12 protein-coding genes are annotated in these 16,434 nt (G+C 62.8%); 7 read left to right on the top strand and 5 right to left on the bottom strand.

Annotation, left to right across the window (positions count from 1 at the left end):
* Positions 1–83 precede the first annotated feature (83 nt).
* From UAA55_RS14410 to UAA55_RS14400, 3 genes are all read right to left on the bottom strand, one after another.
* Positions 84–1,418: a hypothetical protein gene (locus UAA55_RS14410; protein ID WP_322953553.1), complete on the bottom strand. Its 1,335-nt coding sequence runs from the start codon at positions 1,416–1,418 to the stop codon at positions 84–86.
* A gap of 126 nt (positions 1,419–1,544) precedes the next feature.
* Positions 1,545–2,321 (bottom strand): hypothetical protein, encoded by a 777-nt coding sequence (locus UAA55_RS14405; RefSeq protein WP_322953552.1) that lies wholly within the window; start codon positions 2,319–2,321, stop codon positions 1,545–1,547.
* A 119-nt stretch (positions 2,322–2,440) separates the two neighbouring features.
* The gene (locus UAA55_RS14400) at positions 2,441–2,827 is read right to left on the bottom strand and encodes a DUF6152 family protein (protein WP_050897937.1); all 387 of its coding nucleotides are present in this window, start codon (positions 2,825–2,827) and stop codon (positions 2,441–2,443) included.
* A gap of 579 nt (positions 2,828–3,406) precedes the next feature.
* Here UAA55_RS14400 and UAA55_RS14395 point away from each other — a divergent pair.
* Together UAA55_RS14395 and UAA55_RS14390 are read left to right on the top strand one after the other, a co-directional pair.
* The gene (locus UAA55_RS14395; RefSeq protein ID WP_322953551.1) at positions 3,407–4,705 is read left to right on the top strand and encodes a hypothetical protein; all 1,299 of its coding nucleotides are present in this window, start codon (positions 3,407–3,409) and stop codon (positions 4,703–4,705) included.
* A gap of 98 nt (positions 4,706–4,803) precedes the next feature.
* A complete protein-coding gene (locus UAA55_RS14390; protein ID WP_322953550.1) occupies positions 4,804–6,201 on the top strand; it encodes a serine hydrolase domain-containing protein in 1,398 nt (465 codons plus the stop codon).
* Here UAA55_RS14390 and UAA55_RS14385 read toward each other — a convergent pair whose 3' ends face one another.
* Entirely contained in the window at positions 6,202–6,831 is a 630-nt protein-coding gene (locus tag UAA55_RS14385; RefSeq protein ID WP_322953548.1) for a flavin reductase family protein, read from the bottom strand.
* Positions 6,832–6,956: 125 nt separating this feature from the next.
* On the opposite strand from UAA55_RS14385, the gene UAA55_RS14380 reads away from it, so the two are divergent.
* Genes UAA55_RS14380 through UAA55_RS14370 form a run of 3 tightly spaced genes read left to right on the top strand, consistent with a single transcriptional unit; the run spans position 6,957 to position 9,553 of the window.
* A complete protein-coding gene (locus UAA55_RS14380; protein WP_322953546.1) occupies positions 6,957–8,084 on the top strand; it encodes a cupin domain-containing protein in 1,128 nt (375 codons plus the stop codon).
* Positions 8,085–8,104: 20 nt separating this feature from the next.
* Positions 8,105–9,016, top strand: coding sequence for a fumarylacetoacetate hydrolase family protein (locus UAA55_RS14375; protein WP_322953545.1), 912 nt, complete (start codon positions 8,105–8,107; stop codon positions 9,014–9,016).
* 48 nt (positions 9,017–9,064) lie between these two features.
* Positions 9,065–9,553, top strand: a complete 489-nt coding sequence (locus UAA55_RS14370; RefSeq protein WP_322953544.1) for a nuclear transport factor 2 family protein — start codon at positions 9,065–9,067, stop codon at positions 9,551–9,553.
* Positions 9,554–9,669: 116 nt separating this feature from the next.
* Here UAA55_RS14370 and UAA55_RS14365 read toward each other — a convergent pair whose 3' ends face one another.
* Entirely contained in the window at positions 9,670–11,724 is a 2,055-nt protein-coding gene (locus UAA55_RS14365) for a TonB-dependent receptor (RefSeq protein WP_322953543.1), read from the bottom strand.
* Between the two features lie 841 nt (positions 11,725–12,565).
* Here UAA55_RS14365 and UAA55_RS14360 point away from each other — a divergent pair.
* On the top strand, positions 12,566–14,932 hold the full coding sequence (locus UAA55_RS14360) for a TonB-dependent receptor (protein ID WP_322953542.1): 2,367 nt from the start codon (positions 12,566–12,568) through the stop codon (positions 14,930–14,932).
* Positions 14,933–15,076: 144 nt separating this feature from the next.
* Positions 15,077–16,405 (top strand): hypothetical protein, encoded by a 1,329-nt coding sequence (locus UAA55_RS14355; protein ID WP_322953541.1) that lies wholly within the window; start codon positions 15,077–15,079, stop codon positions 16,403–16,405.
* Positions 16,406–16,434: the final 29 nt, after the last annotated feature.

Genomic DNA, 16,434 nt, shown 5'->3' with positions numbered 1-16,434 from the left:
ATGCATGCGCATATGTTTAGGCCTAAAGTATTCCGCCGGTTTTCATTCCAACCGCTTGGCCCGGGGCGGTACGGCTCTTGCCCTCAGCCGAGAACCAGGTCGATCCGCTGCGCGTTGAAGGAAAAGCCCGGCATGTACTGGTGAAGGAAGTTCGCCTCGATCCCGGCCCGCGCCTGGGCGCCATCCGCCTTTTCAAGCGCGGCTGCCAGCCGGTCTTCATCCTTCGCGAAGGCCCGGATGCCGTTCAGGTCGGCCCAGGCCAGCCAAAACGACTTGCCGTCAGGCGCGATCCACTTCGGCGCGATCTGGGGCCCGTAGGCGCGCGCCGCAATGTCACCCCCGGGCATCCAGGCGGTTTCTTCATGCACCTGCCGCCAGGGCCCCCACGGCGCCGAGGCAACCCACAGGCCGAGATAGCTGGGCTTGCCGAACTCCGTTCCATCGGGCGCGCAACCGATGCCGGCGCTGGCCATCATGTAAAGGTCGAGTGGCTCATTGTAGACGACGCTGGGCAGCCAGGATTCCAGGACGAGGTCACCTGGGAACAGGTTGGCATGATTGACCCATCCGCGCGGAAAGGTGTGCACCGGCTTGCGATCCGCGATGTTCCCGACCCAGCGCGCATCGCCCCCCGCGAGGTGGCCGCCGAAGAACTCATAGGCGCGCCGCTCAAGGATATGCTCGACACGCACCCGGAACATCACGAGCTCATTCATCCGGCCATCACGGCTTCCATTCGGGCTGTAGACATAGACATGGCCATCGCGATTGGCGCGATAGTCCTGCCCCATCTGCAGGATCGAAAGCAGCGAGAAGCACCCGTCCTGCTCATCGAAAAACGCGAACCGGTCACGGTTCTGGTCCCCCCAGTCCTCCCATACCACCGGTGCGGAGCCGTCCTGGTTACGCCAGCTAAGGCCGCCGTCATCGGAATGGATAAGCTTCGCCCCCGTCCAGTGCCGTGGCCGGTCCTTGGCATCGTCCAGCGTGCTCAGGAACTGGTACAGCCGGCCACGCACCGACAGCAGGCCAAAACCATAATAGGACGGCGCACCTTCCGGCCGCGTGGCGCGGTCGAGTTCAGGGTAGCCGGTGATGTCGCCGAATGTCGCGCCTTGGGCGGGCCCGTCCATCGCCCACAGTCGCGTGTTGTAGAAGGCGGCGGGGGGATCGGCCCAGCCGGTGCCGTCATTGACGATCACGACCTGGCGATCGGCGGCGGTCCAGGTCATGTGATAGCCGTCGCCCAGGTTCCGCGACCGTCGGGTCGTGTCGTCGCGCCGGATGGCCGAGACGATGTCGTGGGCACGGCTGGCACCCGGCCGGGCAATGGCAAGGATCGCCGGGGCGTACAGGGTGTGCGCCGCCCCGACCCCTGTTGCCAGGGCCCGCTTAAGAAAATTCCGTCGATGCGACATGCTGTCCTGCTCCCGGGAAAAGCGAGCGGCTTGCCTGGGGGAAACGCGCGGCCGCCCGAAAGCGGCCGACGGTGCGGAAGGGCTGACGACAGGGCCGCCGTACCGGCGGGGCGATCCGAAACCCGTTTACTTGATTTCGCTGATTGATTTCATTTCGATGGTCCCATCCGGCTTGACCTTGAACAGCGGATCTTCCCGGTCACAGTAGTATTCCATGATCTGGTATTTATCGTTCCGCTTGTAACCATAGGTGAAGCGGTAGGGTTCGAGGAGCATCTTGGGGTCATCGATCGTGATCTGGTCTTCCATCATGTCCGGCGCGGTCAGACGGATGCGCTCCGTGATCGTCATGTCGCCGCTGTGAGGAATTTCAAAGAAGCGAACGTCCTCCTTCACGCCACGCGTCGTGACGACCAGGGTATCACCCTCCCAATGGCCGATGGACATGCCGTAGTAGGATGGCACCAGCTTGTTCGGGGGGGGCATCGGCCGGTCGAGATAAATCCGCCGCGTCTGGCTGAGGAACTCGGCCAGCACGGTCAAGCGCCCCTTGGTCTGGAGGAATTCCAGCGGGAAAATGGCCCCCATGATCGTTGGCATGCCTTCGGGCAGGCACAGCGTGCTGGCATCGACGAGCGGGGTGCCGGCCTTGAGCTTGGCGTCACGCTCAGCCCGAAGCGCTTTCCACTGGGTCGCGTATGGCTCTTTCAGGTGCGGCCCGTCGCCGGGCACCGGAAGCTCCTTGAAGGTGTTTTCGTCGCCGGCGAAAGGGTCGGGATATATTTCCCAAATACCGGTCATGTAAGGCTCCGCCGCATGACGCGCGGGCGCCGCGGTGGCATGCCCCGCCGGCCCGGCGCAGATCGCCGCCACAGCCACGGCGAGCAGCAGGGGCTTCCCCATTCTCATCACAAACCTCCCAGTCCCTTTGACTCTTTATAAATTGGTCGCCATCCGGCACGCGGCGCCAAGGCGCCAGCAAGGGGATGCTGGTCAGGGCGCCGCGCCCTCCGCCATCGGCATCACCAGCCGCTCAAGGTCCTGCCATCCGGAACCGTGATCGTCTTCAGCATCCCGCCGGGCCGCCCATCGCGGAGCGGATAGAACGCGATGTTGACGGTGTCGCCCGCCTTGATCGTCGTCGGATCCCACCCCGCGGCACTCATCATGTTCACGCTGCTGCATTCCAAGGCGTAACTGGTCTTTCCATTCGCCCCCTCGGCGCTGACGACGACAAACGAATGCGGGTTGGCGAAGCGGAATTCGGTGACGGTCGCCTTGTTCAGCTGATCGATCTTCGTCTGATCGAACATCGCGAACGAGTGATGAGCCAAGGCCGGCATGGCGACCACGGCCGCGACGAGACCGACGCCGACAGCCGCCGATACCGCTTTCTTGACCAGTTTCATCAATCAACTCCTGTTTATTTAAGACCGCGTGTCGCGCGCCGCGCGGCCACGCCGTCGCCTTCATCCGGACGATGCGAAAAACCAAGGCGGGAACGTTCAGGCGCGTGTCTGAAGCAATCCCTGGCGCCCGATCCCTTGCTCCCTTTATCCGGCCGCCACAGGCGCTTCCCCGTTGCCACGTGCTGTTCCCACGTGCGGCTCGGACCCCGGCGGATGTCTCGCGCCGGTAAGGGATGCCCTGGAAAAGTCTTAGCACTTGCTCCGAACTCGTGGCGGCGATTACAGTTGTGAAACCGTTACAGGGCGGGAACGCGGGGACGTTTCAATAGGGTTTCCGGCATCTTCCCCATTAAAATTGCTCCGTAATGGCCCCCGAATCCCTAAGCCAACCAGCCAGCGGCGGCAGCGCCGTGACAGTGGGGGAAGCGTTACAGGATTTGGACATTCCTGAAATGGACGCGCGTTGCTGAAGGTTTGAACGGCATGAAGCTTTGGTCTCATCGGCAACCTTCCCCACCCCAGCACGGTGCCGAGGAACCGGCTCCCGCTGGAGACGGCGCTCCACTCCGCGGAGACCGGTTGCGCGAAGCCGCGCAGGTCCTGCGCGACGAACTGGGCTCCAAGCGGTCGGACAAGCTTCTGCGCCTGTTCGATTTCCTGTTGGAACGAACCATCGACCTGCGGCCGCCGACAGAGCTGGAGATAACAAACGAAATATTTTCCACCGGCAGGACGCTGGACGCGCCCCAGGATGCGACGGTCAGGGTGTACATCCACCGCCTGCGCAAACTGATGGATGAGGTTTACAAGGACCGCCCCGACCCAGGCCTCATGATTCCCCTGGGGCAGTACAGCGTCCAACTGACCGGCGTTGCCGAAACGGTCGTGCCGAAGGTGGCCCCCGCCGAGCAGGTCCCTCCGGGCCGGGCGCGATCGGTGCCGCGCTCACGCCTGGCGCTGGGCGCTGCCTGCCTGGTGGCGCTTCTTGCCATTCTTTTCCTTTTTCCGGCCGTCCAGGACCGGCCGACATGGCCCGCCATCTGGCGGCCCCTTGCCAAGAGCGACCGGCCGATAACCATCGTGATGGGCGACTATTTCCTGTTCGGCCAGATGGGAAGCCAGGGCCCCACGTCCACCGCAGTGCCCCGTCTTGTCTGGGATCATTCCATTCTCACCCGGGACGACCTGGACATCTACCTGATGCGCCATCCGGAGGAGGGTGAACGCATTACCCCTCCCAGGGAGCAATATGTCTCATCCAGCACCATTATGGCGCTGGAGAAGGTCCAGGCCATCCTACGCGACCTCACGCGAGGGCAAGCACGCCCCATCAAGCTGATTTCGGCCTCGCAACTGGTTCCTGACGCATTCAAGTCGTCCGACGTTGTCTACGTCGGCCTGTTGAGCGGCCTCAGCGTCCTGCTGTGCGATCCCCTGTTCCAGGCTTCGGGCTTCACGCTTGGTGACACGTTCAATGATTTGACCGACGCCGCGACTGGCACGAAATATCAGTCCGACGGTGTCGTCCTGACCGAGGAGCGCATACCGCGCGTGGATTACGGCTATATGGCCAGCCTGCCCGGGCCCGCCGGAAACACCATCATGATCATCGCGGGAACCCGCGATCCCGGCCTGTTGGAAATGGCTGAATTGGCGGGTGATCCCGCTCGCATCGCCGCGGCCGGGTTTAACGGGAACGTATCCTTTCGTGGCCTTGAAATGCTTTACCGGGTTCGTGCCATGGCGAACCTCAATATTGGCGCCACCCTAGTCCTGCATCGCGAACTGCGGTCCCAGGGTATCTGGGATAAATCCGCGACAGCGGATGGCACACCATCACCATCGGACACGCCAGCGGCAGCACCGATCCCACACTAAGCTGTCAGGCGCACCGGGCTGACGGACGACCGCTTTCGCCAAGGAAATGACCGCTTCGGCAATTGTTCCATTTTTCCCCGTCTGCAAGGGTATTCGCCATGAACAGGATCGAATACCTTCTGGCCGCTGCCATTCTGCTCGGAATGCCGGCGCGCGCGACCGCGGAACCGGTCAATGACTACATCGCCGCCGAGATGACCCGCGAGGGCATTCCCGGCCTGGCGGTCGCGATTGTGCGCGACGGCAGGCTGCTGCGCGCCCAAGGATACGGTTCAGCCAACCTGGAGCATCAGGTGCCCGTCCATGCGGACACGCTGTTCAAGACCGGGGCGATCGGCATGCAGCTCACGGCCGCCGCAGTGATGCTGCTGGTCCAGGATGGGAAAATTCGGTTGGGCGATTCCATACGTCTCCACCTTCCCGAAGTGCCACCCAGTTGGCGGCCCATCACGATCCGCCAACTGCTCAACCACACGTCGGGCCTGCCGGCGACGCCGAATGGCGATTTCCGCGCCGACTACACCGATGCGCAATTGCTGGACATCATCGCGAACCAGAAGCTGAATTTCCCCGCCGGCGCCCGCTGGCGGTTCAGCTATTCCGATTACATCGTCCTCGGCTTCCTTGTGAAGCGGGTGAGCGGTCAATATTACGCCGACCTCTTGCGACAGCGCGTGTTCACGCCACTGGGAATGCGCACCGCGCGCGCCATCGATGAGACGGCCGTGATCCCCAACCGGGCGGCAGGCTACGAGGCGCGGGACGGCACGCTGCGCAACGCCGAATGGATCTCGCCAACCGCCAACTCGACCGCCGACGGGTCCCTGTACCTGTCCGTGCTCGACTATGCGGCCTGGGCGGTGGGCATGGCAGACCGCCTGGTGCTGACCGACGATTCCTGGGCCCAGGTCGCGAAGCCGGCCCGCCTGAACGATGGCTGCGTTTACCCTTATGGATTCGGCTGGTTCCAGCAAACCGACACCCAAAACAGCGTGTGGTGGCATTCCGGCACTTGGCAGGGATTCCAGACCTATGCCGTCCGCTATCTCGAAGGCCGCCTGACGGTGGCCGTCTTTGCCAACAGCGACAACGCCGACGCCGGGACCATCGCCCGCCATGTCGCGGAAATCGTGGAACCTGGCCTCGCCCGCGCACCCGCCACCCCGGCGAACGACGGGGAACCGCCCATGACCGAGCGGGTGAAGCGCCTGCTGGGCGATATAGCGGCGGGTCGGATGGCCTATGGCGACTTCACGGATTACGCCAAGCTGGACTTCACGGAATTGATGGCCGGCTACACCAAGACCATATCCGCGCTCGGCCAGTTGCGGGAGCTGGCACCGTTCGGCCGGCAGGACATGTGCGGCGACACGCTGTATCGCTACCGCGCGCGCTTTGAAGGTGGCGTCATCGAAGCCAGTGTCACCATCGCCGCCAACGGCAAAATCGGCAACCTAATCATCACCCCCCTTCGCGTCTGGGATGCGCCCCTGTAATCAGCCCGCCGCCCCCGGCCACTCCGAATAGGAGGGCCGTGAAAGCTGGAACAGGTCGGTCGAGCGGGTGTACCAGCCGGCGCCGTGCATCCGCGCGACCAGCGCCATGGCCAACGTGTCCACATGCAGGCGCCGTGGATCAACCAGATCGTCACGGATGTGAAAGTGCAGCACCTCACCCAGGACGACCGTGGACTGCCCGGCATCGACATGGTGGAAAAGCCGGCATTCCATCGCGACCGGAACAGAGGCGATCCGTGGAGGAGCGACCGCGACCGAGGGCGCGACGGCGACCCCCGCATGCTCCAGTTCGTCAAATTCCGGGGGCGCGTCAATGCAGGTGAAGTTCATCGCCGGCGCGTCCGTCTCGCTTACCAGATTCACCACGAATTCGCCCGTCTCCAAGATGTTCCTGGCGCTGTCCTTCAAGGTGCCGTCGGGGCGGCGCATCAATCCGATGGCAATCAGAGGGGGCTCCGAGCCCATCATGTTGAAGAAGCTGTAGGGCGCGGCGTTGCGATACCCCTCGGCCGAGAGGGTGGTCAGCCAGGCAATGGGCCGGGGGGTTATCGCGGCACTCATCAGCTTGTAGCGGTCCGCCGCCACCAGTTGCCTGAAATCGAAGTCCATATGCACGGCCACCCTCCCGCTTCCATCCGTGGACGCCTTGGCGGCGTTGTTGTTCCCGCCAAGATACTTGCATCTGCCGACCTGGCAAGATATTTTAAGCCTATAATAAATCCTTGGAGGGCGTCATGCCCGAGCTCAGCTACGACGCGTATCGGGAGGATGTCGTTGGCCGCGCCAATGTGTCCGATACACCTGAATTGATTGACTATTATCGGCGGCTCAGCCGCTTGGGAACGGGTGCGCTGTGGACCGTCGCGAACAAGATCGAACCGTGGCAGCCCAGATCCTCATCGGTTCCGATGATCTGGCGGTTCCAAGACCTGCGCCAGGACGTGCTAAGGGCGCTTGACCTCGTGACGCCTGAGCAGGCTGGGCGCCGCGTGGTTTACCTGGAGAACAAGGGACGGTCGGATGTCGTCGCCGCGGTGGGATGGCTCTATGCCGGACTGCAGGTGATGAAACCAGGCGAGTGCGCGTCCAGCCACCGCCACAGCGCGTCGGCGTTGCGCTTCATCATGGAAGGCAGCGGCGCCTTCACCAATGTCGATGGTCACAAGATGACCTTGGGCGCCAACGACTTCGTGCTGACGCCGAACGGCACGTGGCACGAACACGGCGTGGCGGAGGACGGGACGGTCTGCATCTGGCAGGACGGGCTCGACATTCCCTTGATGAACGCGCTAGACGCCAATTTCTACGAGGTCCACCCGGAGCTTCAGCAGGCCGTCGCCCACCCCGTGGACGACAGTCTCGCCATGTGGGCCGGATCCGGCTTGCGGCCGGCGGGCCAGCACTGGGCCAAACGCTATTCGCCGCTGCTCAAGTATGAGTGGGCGCCGACCTATGAGGCGCTGTCGCGCTATGCGCGGGTCTCGGACGGCTCACCCTTCGACGGCCTCATCATGGATTACGTGAACCCGGCCACGGGCGGGCCGGTGATGCCGACCATCGGCGCGACGATGCAAATGCTGAGACCCGGGGAGAGAACCAAGGCCCACCGCCAGACCGGCAGTTTCGTCTATCAGTGCGCCAAAGGCCGGGGCTGGTCGGTGATCAACGGGCAGCGTTTCGACTGGCGGGAGCGGGATATCTTCGTCGTCCCATCCTGGATGTATCACGAACACGCCAACGCCTCCGCCACCGAGGACGCCTGCCTGTTCAGCTTCCACGACCTGCCCGTCATGCACGCGCTCGGTCTCTATCGCGAAGAAGCCCTGGGCGAGAACGGCGGACATCAGCCGGTCCTCTCCTGACCAACCCTGAAGGAATTTCAATGCGTCTCGTCACCTACCGCGCCGATGTGGAGTCGGCGGCGCGCCTCGGCGCCATCGCCGGCGATCTCGTGATCGACCTGGCCCGCTTCGGCGGCGCGAAAAACGTTCCCTTCCCCTCTTCGATGCTGGAATTCATCGATCTGGGTCCGCGAGCGGTGGCGATCGCCACCCGGTTGATCGCGGAGTGCGAAGGAGGGTTCCCACTCGGCACCGCCGTCCCGTTGGCGAACGTGACGCTGCTGGCGCCCATCCCCCGCCCCCGCAAGAACATCTTCGGCATCGGCCTCAACTACACCCAGCACGTCGCCGAGAGCGCCAAGTCGCTCGACACCTCGCCGGACCTGCCGCGCCAACCCGTGATCTTCTCCAAGCCGCCGACCAGCGTCATCGGACCGGGCGAGCCTATCCTGCATGACGGCAAGATCACGCAGCAGCTTGATTGGGAGGTGGAACTGGCGGTGATTGTCGGCACCAAAGCCAGAAGCGTGCCCCGTACCGACGCCCTGCGCCATGTCTTCGGCTATACGGTGTGCATCGATATGAGCGCACGTGATTGTCGCCGCGCCGGCCAATGGATTTATTCCAAGGGGCAGGATAGCTATTGCCCCTTGGGACCGGTCGTCGTCACCGCCGATGAAATCCCCGATCCGCAGTCACTCGACTTGTGGCTGACCGTCAACGGCGTGGAGAAGCAGCGCAGCAACACCGCGTACATGCTGTTCAAGGTCGACGAACTGGTCGCCGACATCAGCCGGGGCATCACGCTGGAGCCAGGCGACATCATCGCGACCGGCACACCCGCTGGCGTCGGCGCCGGCCGGGACCCGCAGGAATGGGTCTGGCCGGGCGACGTCATTGTCGCGACGGTCGATGGCATCGGCACGCTGCGCCATCCCGTGGTCGCGCGCTAGCCGGTACTCCCCGGGGGGGGGGTGCCTTTTCATCTCCAGGAAGAAGCCATGAAACAGATGCTTCGGCGCGCCAGGCGCGCCCTCACGATCGCGGCCGCCGGTATGGCGTTACTGACTCAGCAGGCCGTCGCCGCCGACCGCGACGACGTGATGAAGACCGTCAACCAATGGGTGGACAGCCTGAACCGGGGCGACGTCGCGACCGCGATCGCCGCCTGTGCCGAGGAAACGTCGATCGTTGACGAATTCGCGCCCTTTCAGTGGCACGGCAAGGACACGTGCGCCCATTGGGCGGCGGGACTGGCGGCATTCAACCAGTCGATCGGCCTGACGGACGGGGTCAACAAGCTGCGCAAGCCCTGGCGGGTGGATGTCGAGGCGGATAGCGCATACGTCGTCGTCCCCGCCGATTTCCGGTACAAGCTCAACGGCAAGCCGGGCGCGGAATTGGGGGCGATCTTCACCGTCGCCTTGCGCCGGGAAGGCGCCGGCTGGCGCATCGCCGGCTGGGCCTGGTCGCGGCCCAAAGGATCATAGGGGCCCGTCGCGTCTCGTCGCGCCGCAACCGCCTTCCCTGTCGTCCCGATGAGCGGATCGCGCCAACCCTGTTACCGGTGTCGCGCGATCCGCCCTGGGATGAACATCCACGGGAGTCAGAATTGGCGGGCGACGGTGAAGCGGACGGAGCGAGGCTCCAGCGGATGGATATGCATGTCGGGAACGCCTGACGCCGGTTCGCCCCGCAGGCGGTCGGTGTAATAATAGTCGGCGGCATCGTCCTTGCTGTTGAACATGTTGTAGACGCCGATACCCAGGCGCAGGCCGCTCTCCAGCTTATAGTCCAGGCTCAGATTCCATTCGCTATACCCGTTGGACTGGATGCTGTTGTCCTCGATCAGGGGATGGGAGCCGAGATAGCGGAATTCCAGCCCGCCCGAGAGCCGCCCTTCCGCCCAGGTGCCGGCGGCCCACGGCCCCACCCCGCCCCATGATCCCAGGTCCTTCAGGTACAGGGCCAGGGAACCGATGTATTTAGGGGCATCGGGGATGAAATCGCCCGCAGGATCGCGGTCGGTATAGCGGGCGTGGCTGAAGGCGACGCTGCCATAGAGTTCCAGCCAGGACCAGGGCGCGTAGGTGGTGTTCAGTTCCAGCCCCCGGCGCCGGCTGGGACGTCCCGCCGTCGTCTGGCCCGCGTCGGCGTTGTACGTCAGTTCCGACACGAAATCCATCTGGAAGGCCGTCAGCGTGGCCGTGAGGTTGGGAAGGAGGGTGCTGCGCAGGCCTACCTCCGCCCCGTCCACCTTGGGCAGCAGCGGCGCGTTGCCCTGCGTTGTGCCGCGCACGTCATTGCTATGGAAGCCGCGACCCGCGCTGACATAGACCTCCGTGCTCTCCCAGGGCGTGACGATGACGCTGCCCTTGGGCTGCGCCAGGCGGGCAGCCACCACGCCGGCGTTGGTGCCATGGTCAGTGCCGGTCAGGTAATCCTCGCGCGCGCCGACAACGGTGCGCAGCCAGGGTGTCCAATGGCTGATCGCTTGAAGGTAGGCGCCGCCGCCGGCCTCCCGGACGTTGTCGTCGCCCAGTGCCTCATAAAGCACGCGCTGGTGGGTGGCCAGCAGATCAACATTCACGTCGTCGAAACGAACATCCAGGCCGGTTAGCAGTTCATGGTCGACACCGAACAAGGACAATGTCTTGGCGTAGCTGACCGCCCCACCCGCCACCATGCGGTTCTCGTTTTGCTCGTGCTGGTCTCCCAGAACCGGATTATCCAGGAAATGGGTGAAGTTGTTCCACAGGGTCAGCTGGTTGTTGACGACATAAGCGTTGGCCTTCACGGCGCCGCCGGCCAGCCAGCCCTTGTCCACCGGCAGGGCGAGGGTGCCGGACAGGCTCATGCGCTGAGCCTTGCCGCCATCCGACGGGTCCAAGGTGCCGTAGCGGCCGATCAAGCCGTCATCGATGGCGCGCGCCGGCTGATCGGTCGTGGCGTTCCATAAGGCATGGTAATACATCGCGGTGACGGTGAAGCCATCGTAATGGTCGCCTTGGCCGTAACGCAGCACGGCGTTCCCCTTGCGCAGGTTGTCCGGATGGTCCCAGGGGCCGTCGTAATGCACCAGTTCCCCACCCGCGGTGAGGTGACCGGGCCCGAGATCGGTCGTGCCGGCGGCAAAGGCACGCTGATAGCCCAGCGTGCCGGCCGTCAACGCCATCTGGCTCGCAATCTGGTCGCCGTAGCCCATCTGGACCGATCCAACCGCCGAGAAGTCGCCCTGGGCCGCGAAATAGGGGCCCTTGGTATAACCCAAGCCGTTGGCCAGTTCCGGGATGACGAAGTTCAGGTCGGTATAGCCCTGGCCATGGGCATGGGTGCGCATGTTGACAGGCATGCCGTCGATACTGACGGCCAAGTCGGTGCCGTGGTCCAGATTGAACCCCCGCAGCAGGTATTGGTTGGCCTTGCCCTCACCGCTATGACTGGTCACCACCAGACCCGGCACCGTTTCCAGCATCTGGCCCACGCGATAGGCCGGCAGCAGGTCCAACTCGTCCTTGACCACCACTCCCTGACTGGAGGTCAGTGCGCTGCCGATCAAATCACGGCGCTCGGCGGTCACGATCACGTCTTCGGCGATATTGTTGTCCGTCTCCGCCAACGCGATGTGGCTGACAGTTGAAATCAGACAACCTGTCAGCATGGTCACCTTGAGGGCGCGTGTTCCTTTCCAACAGCTTCCAGCCTCACACGCGCGGCGTCCGCCCTTCTGGACCGCCCCTAAATCCTGCACGGTTCACCTCCCTTTTGTGCTTTCCACCCATATCCGGCAGGGGAAGGCTCAGCGCGCAAGTTACGTACGGTTACGACGCCAATGAAGCGGCGCGACAACAGACGCGCTCTTCCAGTCACGATGCCAAGACCCGGTAGCTGATGGAGATGGAAATCCAGGAATTGACTGGGACTGGCCTGTCAATCTGCACCGAACATTGACCCGGTACTGGAGTGCACTCCTTGGGGTGAACAGTTCCAAGCCGCAGAATTGACCGGTGGCCAGGAAGCCGTTGGTATTCGTGATGACTTGGTGCGGCGAACCACGCGCAGCAGCGTGCCGATGCCCACGCATCATCAACCGTAGCGCCAGGGCCGATGCCGGTCGCGCCTTGCCGTCCTAGTCACGCCTTCGGGGTCACGCCTTCGGGGTCACGCCTTCGGGCCCCCTGGTCGCCTTGACATGCTGTCCCTCCAACCGCGACCGGGGAACGTACACACGTACGGGCGCTCTCGGACGACGTTACGGGATACTCCGAAACGTTTCCGGACAGTTTCAAGCAGCCTTGCTGCGTTTATCTCGGGCATCGTTTACATTAAGCAACAAATATGCGTATTCAGCTTCATTGTTGTGATCCAAAAACGACCGCCAAGGCCGGCGAAGCACCAGCCAAATGACGGTGTCGAGGCTTGAACCGCGACAAGCGCTGACTGGGAGCGAAGCGCAAGCTGGCCAACAAACATATTTTCAAAATCGGGGAGAGCAAACCGTCATGACGGGTTTGAAGAATCGGCTGGTCTTGGAATGCGGCACCGCAATTCCAAATGAACGAAAAACGTTCATGTCTTTACGCGTACTACTGCTCGCCTGTTCCGTCCTGTCCACCCCAATGGGCGTGGTCTATGCACAGGAGCAAGCCACGAAGCAGAATGACGGCAGCGATGGACTCAATATTGCCGAGATCGTCGTATCGGCCAGGCGGAAGGATGAGAAGGCATTGGACGTCCCAGCCTCCATCACCGCCTATTCGTCCGATTATCTGAAGACGCAGAACATTCAGAATTTTACCGATTATGCGACCCGCATTCCCAACCTGACCTTCCAATATGGTCAAGGAGCGGATCTGTTGTGGAGCGGTAGCCGCCAGACCACCATTCGTGGCGTGGCCGGCAGTGGGACGACATCCTACTATATCAATGACACGCCGGTGCCCTCATCCGTCAGTCCGTTGACGCTGGACCTCGATCGCATCGAAGTGCTCAAGGGCCCCCAGGGAACCCTGTTCGGTGCCAGTTCCATGGGGGGCAACGTGCGCTTCATCACCCGCAAGCCTTCATTGACTGAGAATTCGGGCGAGGTGCAGGTGCAGGGCGGCGGAACCGAAGGCGGGGGGCTTGATTATGATGGCAACGTCGTCGCAAACGTCGTGCTTGCTCCCGGTCAGCTCGGCCTCGATGTCGCCATTGCCGATACTCGGGATTCCGGATTCATCACGCGCCGGTTTCCCGATGCTTCCGGCAATCTTGTCTCCAGGGATGGACAGGGTCGCAATGACACCTACGCGGCGTCGGTCACGCTTCGGGCCAAACTGACGGACGAGGTGGAGGCGACCATCAGCGCCATGGGCCAGTCAAGCGACCTGCACGGCTTTCCGGCCGCCTACGTACCCTACCCCGATTATAAACCCTTGTCCTACACGGTGGACCGTGCCCAAGACGTGCAGGAATATTCCCGAGATCGCTGGGGTATTGGGTCGTTCGTCCTGAACTATACCGGAGACGATTTCTCCGTGGCTTCTTCCACCAGCTATTTCGCGCGCCGGATCAACGAGCGGGAAGACGACACCGAGGGGAGCAACCTGTACCTTACCCAGGCTACGGGGATCGACTTCGGCAATACACCCATTTACCAGGATACCCACCATACCGAAACGCGGCTCACGCACGAAAGTCGCGTTTCCTTCGATGATGGCACGCTATTACCGCACCTTTCCGGCATTGCCGGGGTATTCTACCAGCATCAGAACCGCCGTGACACCGTGCCGGTCACTCCGATTCCGGCGCTGGCCGACGCGGGCTTCAATCCGTCCTATCTCGCCGCCAATGGCACGTTCATTCACAGCAACGATGCGGCGCTTTTCGGCGAACTATATTATGAGATCATCCCGAAGCTGACCGTCACGGCAGGCCTGCGGCAATATTGGACAAATCAGAAGACCGACGCAAACGAGGACCAGGGATTCGTCTTCCTACCCGCCGGGTCATCCTATGTGCCAGCCATTGGGAACAGCGAGTTGGGGCTCATTCCCAAAGCCGTGGTCTCCTATAAGCTGGACGAGCAGGGCAATATCTATGCCTCTGTGTCCAAGGGCTTCAGGGCCGGGGGCGCGCAGCAATCCCTCCCAGCGGATCTTTGTTCGGCCGACCTTGCGCATTTGGGCCTGAATGGGGATGCGTTGCGGCAGTATCGATCCGACACGCTGTGGAGCTATGAGGCCGGAATCAAGAGCCGGCTGGCAGAGGGCCGGCTCAGTGCGTCCGCGGCGGTCTTTCAAATTGACTGGTCCGACATCCAGCAGTCGGTTTATTTGCCCACCTGCACCCTGTCCGTCACGACGAATGCGGGTAAGGCGCGTATCCGGGGCGGCGAAATGGAGGTTTCCGGCCGTCCCTTCGCCGGGGTGCCGTTCACGATCGAGTTGGGGCTCGGCTATACCGATGGCGTCCTTCTGGATCCCGGCGTGCTGCCGCAACCCGCGAACAGTCCCCTTTCTCAGGTTCCGCAATGGAGTGGGACCATATCTGGATTCTACCAGGTGGACCTCAGTCATGACTATCAGCTCTTTATTGCTGCCGACTACAGCTATACTGGCTCCGTCGATGTCCCGACCGGGCGCGGAGGCTTTGTGGTGCGCCAGGCGTTCAACATGGTCAACGGCAATATCGGCGTGAGTTTCGGGCAATCCCAGGTCTTATTTTACGTCAAGAATCTGCTGGATGAACGCCTGAACTTTGGTGACCAGCCTGCCGCGGGCTTCGAACGCCAGATGCTTCTTGCTGACGGAACCTATGAACGCTACCCCCGTGGCGTGGTCAGCCGCCCACGCCAGTTCGGCGTGCAGTTCCAGCAGAGTTTCTGAGGCGGACTTCGCGGCGACCTGAATTCGAAGGTCGCCTGCTTGACCGGCCAGGGGCAGCCAGCCAGCCGAGGCGGCCCGCCCCGGCTGGAAAAAACCTCAAGTTCCTGCAGGGTGACCAACGCCTCGATCACGGAGTGATCTCGCATGCCGCAAAGACGCGATTTCCTGATACAGGCCCTGGCAATGGGTATGGCGGCCCAGACGCTGCCTACCGCCAGCACCGGTGTGCTGGCGGCACTCCGCCCTTCGGGGGGCGCCGCTTCCGTCCGGTCCCTGCGGCGGCAAGACGAAACGATACTGAGGCTGCCCAGCCTGGGGGACGGTTATAAGATGAGTTGGGGTGCGGACGATCGTCAATTGGTCGTCGTCAATGACGGGCCAGGTTGGCTCAATCCTCCCACGAAATCCTTCAAGAGGTCCTTGTGGAGCATCGGTGGCGGCCCGACCGACGCCACCGTGACCCAATTCGATGGTTACCCGCATGTCGATGAAGCCGGCGAACCGGAAGACGCCCCTCATTATCACGGACATGGCCTGCTGGCTGTGGGCGGCCGGATATATCAATTTCTGAGCGCGCTGGACCAGGCGGCAGAGCGGCCCCGCCGCTGGACAGCCGCCAAGCTCATTCAATCCGATGACGGTGGGCGGTCATGGCGCAATCAGGACGGTACCTCTCCGGTCAGATGGGAGGGATGGAGGGAGCAGTCGCGCAAGCGGCTCGCTTTCTTCAACGAACCAAACGGCTGTTTCTCACTGCTTTCCATTCTCCAGATGGGCCAGGATTATCGCGCGAACCGCGACGGGTATATTTATGTATATGGCCCGAATGGCAATATCGATGGCCTGATGAACGAGCTGATGATGTTCCGGGTGCCCATCGACCGGATACCCAACCGCGACGCCTATGAGTTCTTCGGAGGATGGGCGGGCCATGGCGTGGCACGATGGGTGGCTGACATCGGCGGACGAAAGCCGGTCCATGTATTTCCGCGTGGCTGGGTCAACCGCTCCAACCTTTTCCCCGGCGACATCGTCGTCGAAACATGGTTGCCGAGCGTGGTCTATAACGAACCCCTGGATTTGTACATGATGGTCAGCGCCGGGACGGGCTGCGCCCCTGACGGCACTGAATTCGCCAAGCCCGGCTATTTGGGCTTCTGGGTCTCCGCGACACCTTGGGGGCCCTGGCGTCAGGTACATGAGGAGGCCGCCTGGACGCCCGGTGGCGACCCCGCCGCGCGGGCGTATTCACCCCAGATCGCGCCTAAATGGATCGCACCCGATGGCAAGTCCTTCTGGCTTGTCTGGGCCGATCTCAAAGGAATCCGCGAGTTCAGCGGAAATACGGACCGTACCGGCACCGCGGGCCCGGTAACCTCGGAGGAAACGGCCATTGCCGAATCCGCCCTGATGCGGAGAGCCATGCCCGGCTACTCCTTCAACGCCCAGCGCGTCGACCTGGATATAGGTTGACGCGACGATCCAGGCCGTAACCGGCCGTG

Origin of the sequence: Nitrospirillum guanabarense, assembly GCF_034653355.1 — a bacterium.
Lineage (GTDB): Bacteria > Pseudomonadota > Alphaproteobacteria > Azospirillales > Azospirillaceae > Nitrospirillum.
The sequence above is the reverse complement of the archived record's forward strand: the minus strand, read 5'-3'. Positions and strand labels throughout refer to the sequence as shown.

What these genes read in the sequence shown, in the direction of transcription:
- UAA55_RS14410 (WP_322953553.1), bottom strand. Translation starts at nt 1,418, where the DNA reads ATGTCGCATCGACGGAATTTTCTTAAGCGGGCCCTGGCAACAGGGGTC.
- UAA55_RS14405 (WP_322953552.1), bottom strand. Translation starts at nt 2,321, where the DNA reads ATGGGGAAGCCCCTGCTGCTCGCCGTGGCTGTGGCGGCGATCTGCGCC.
- UAA55_RS14400 (WP_050897937.1), bottom strand. Translation starts at nt 2,827, where the DNA reads ATGAAACTGGTCAAGAAAGCGGTATCGGCGGCTGTCGGCGTCGGTCTC.
- UAA55_RS14390 (WP_322953550.1), top strand. Translation starts at nt 4,804, where the DNA reads ATGAACAGGATCGAATACCTTCTGGCCGCTGCCATTCTGCTCGGAATG.
- UAA55_RS14385 (WP_322953548.1), bottom strand. Translation starts at nt 6,831, where the DNA reads ATGGACTTCGATTTCAGGCAACTGGTGGCGGCGGACCGCTACAAGCTG.
- UAA55_RS14380 (WP_322953546.1), top strand. Translation starts at nt 6,957, where the DNA reads ATGCCCGAGCTCAGCTACGACGCGTATCGGGAGGATGTCGTTGGCCGC.
- UAA55_RS14375 (WP_322953545.1), top strand. Translation starts at nt 8,105, where the DNA reads ATGCGTCTCGTCACCTACCGCGCCGATGTGGAGTCGGCGGCGCGCCTC.
- UAA55_RS14370 (WP_322953544.1), top strand. Translation starts at nt 9,065, where the DNA reads ATGAAACAGATGCTTCGGCGCGCCAGGCGCGCCCTCACGATCGCGGCC.
- UAA55_RS14365 (WP_322953543.1), bottom strand. Translation starts at nt 11,724, where the DNA reads ATGCTGACAGGTTGTCTGATTTCAACTGTCAGCCACATCGCGTTGGCG.
- UAA55_RS14360 (WP_322953542.1), top strand. Translation starts at nt 12,566, where the DNA reads ATGACGGGTTTGAAGAATCGGCTGGTCTTGGAATGCGGCACCGCAATT.
- UAA55_RS14355 (WP_322953541.1), top strand. Translation starts at nt 15,077, where the DNA reads ATGCCGCAAAGACGCGATTTCCTGATACAGGCCCTGGCAATGGGTATG.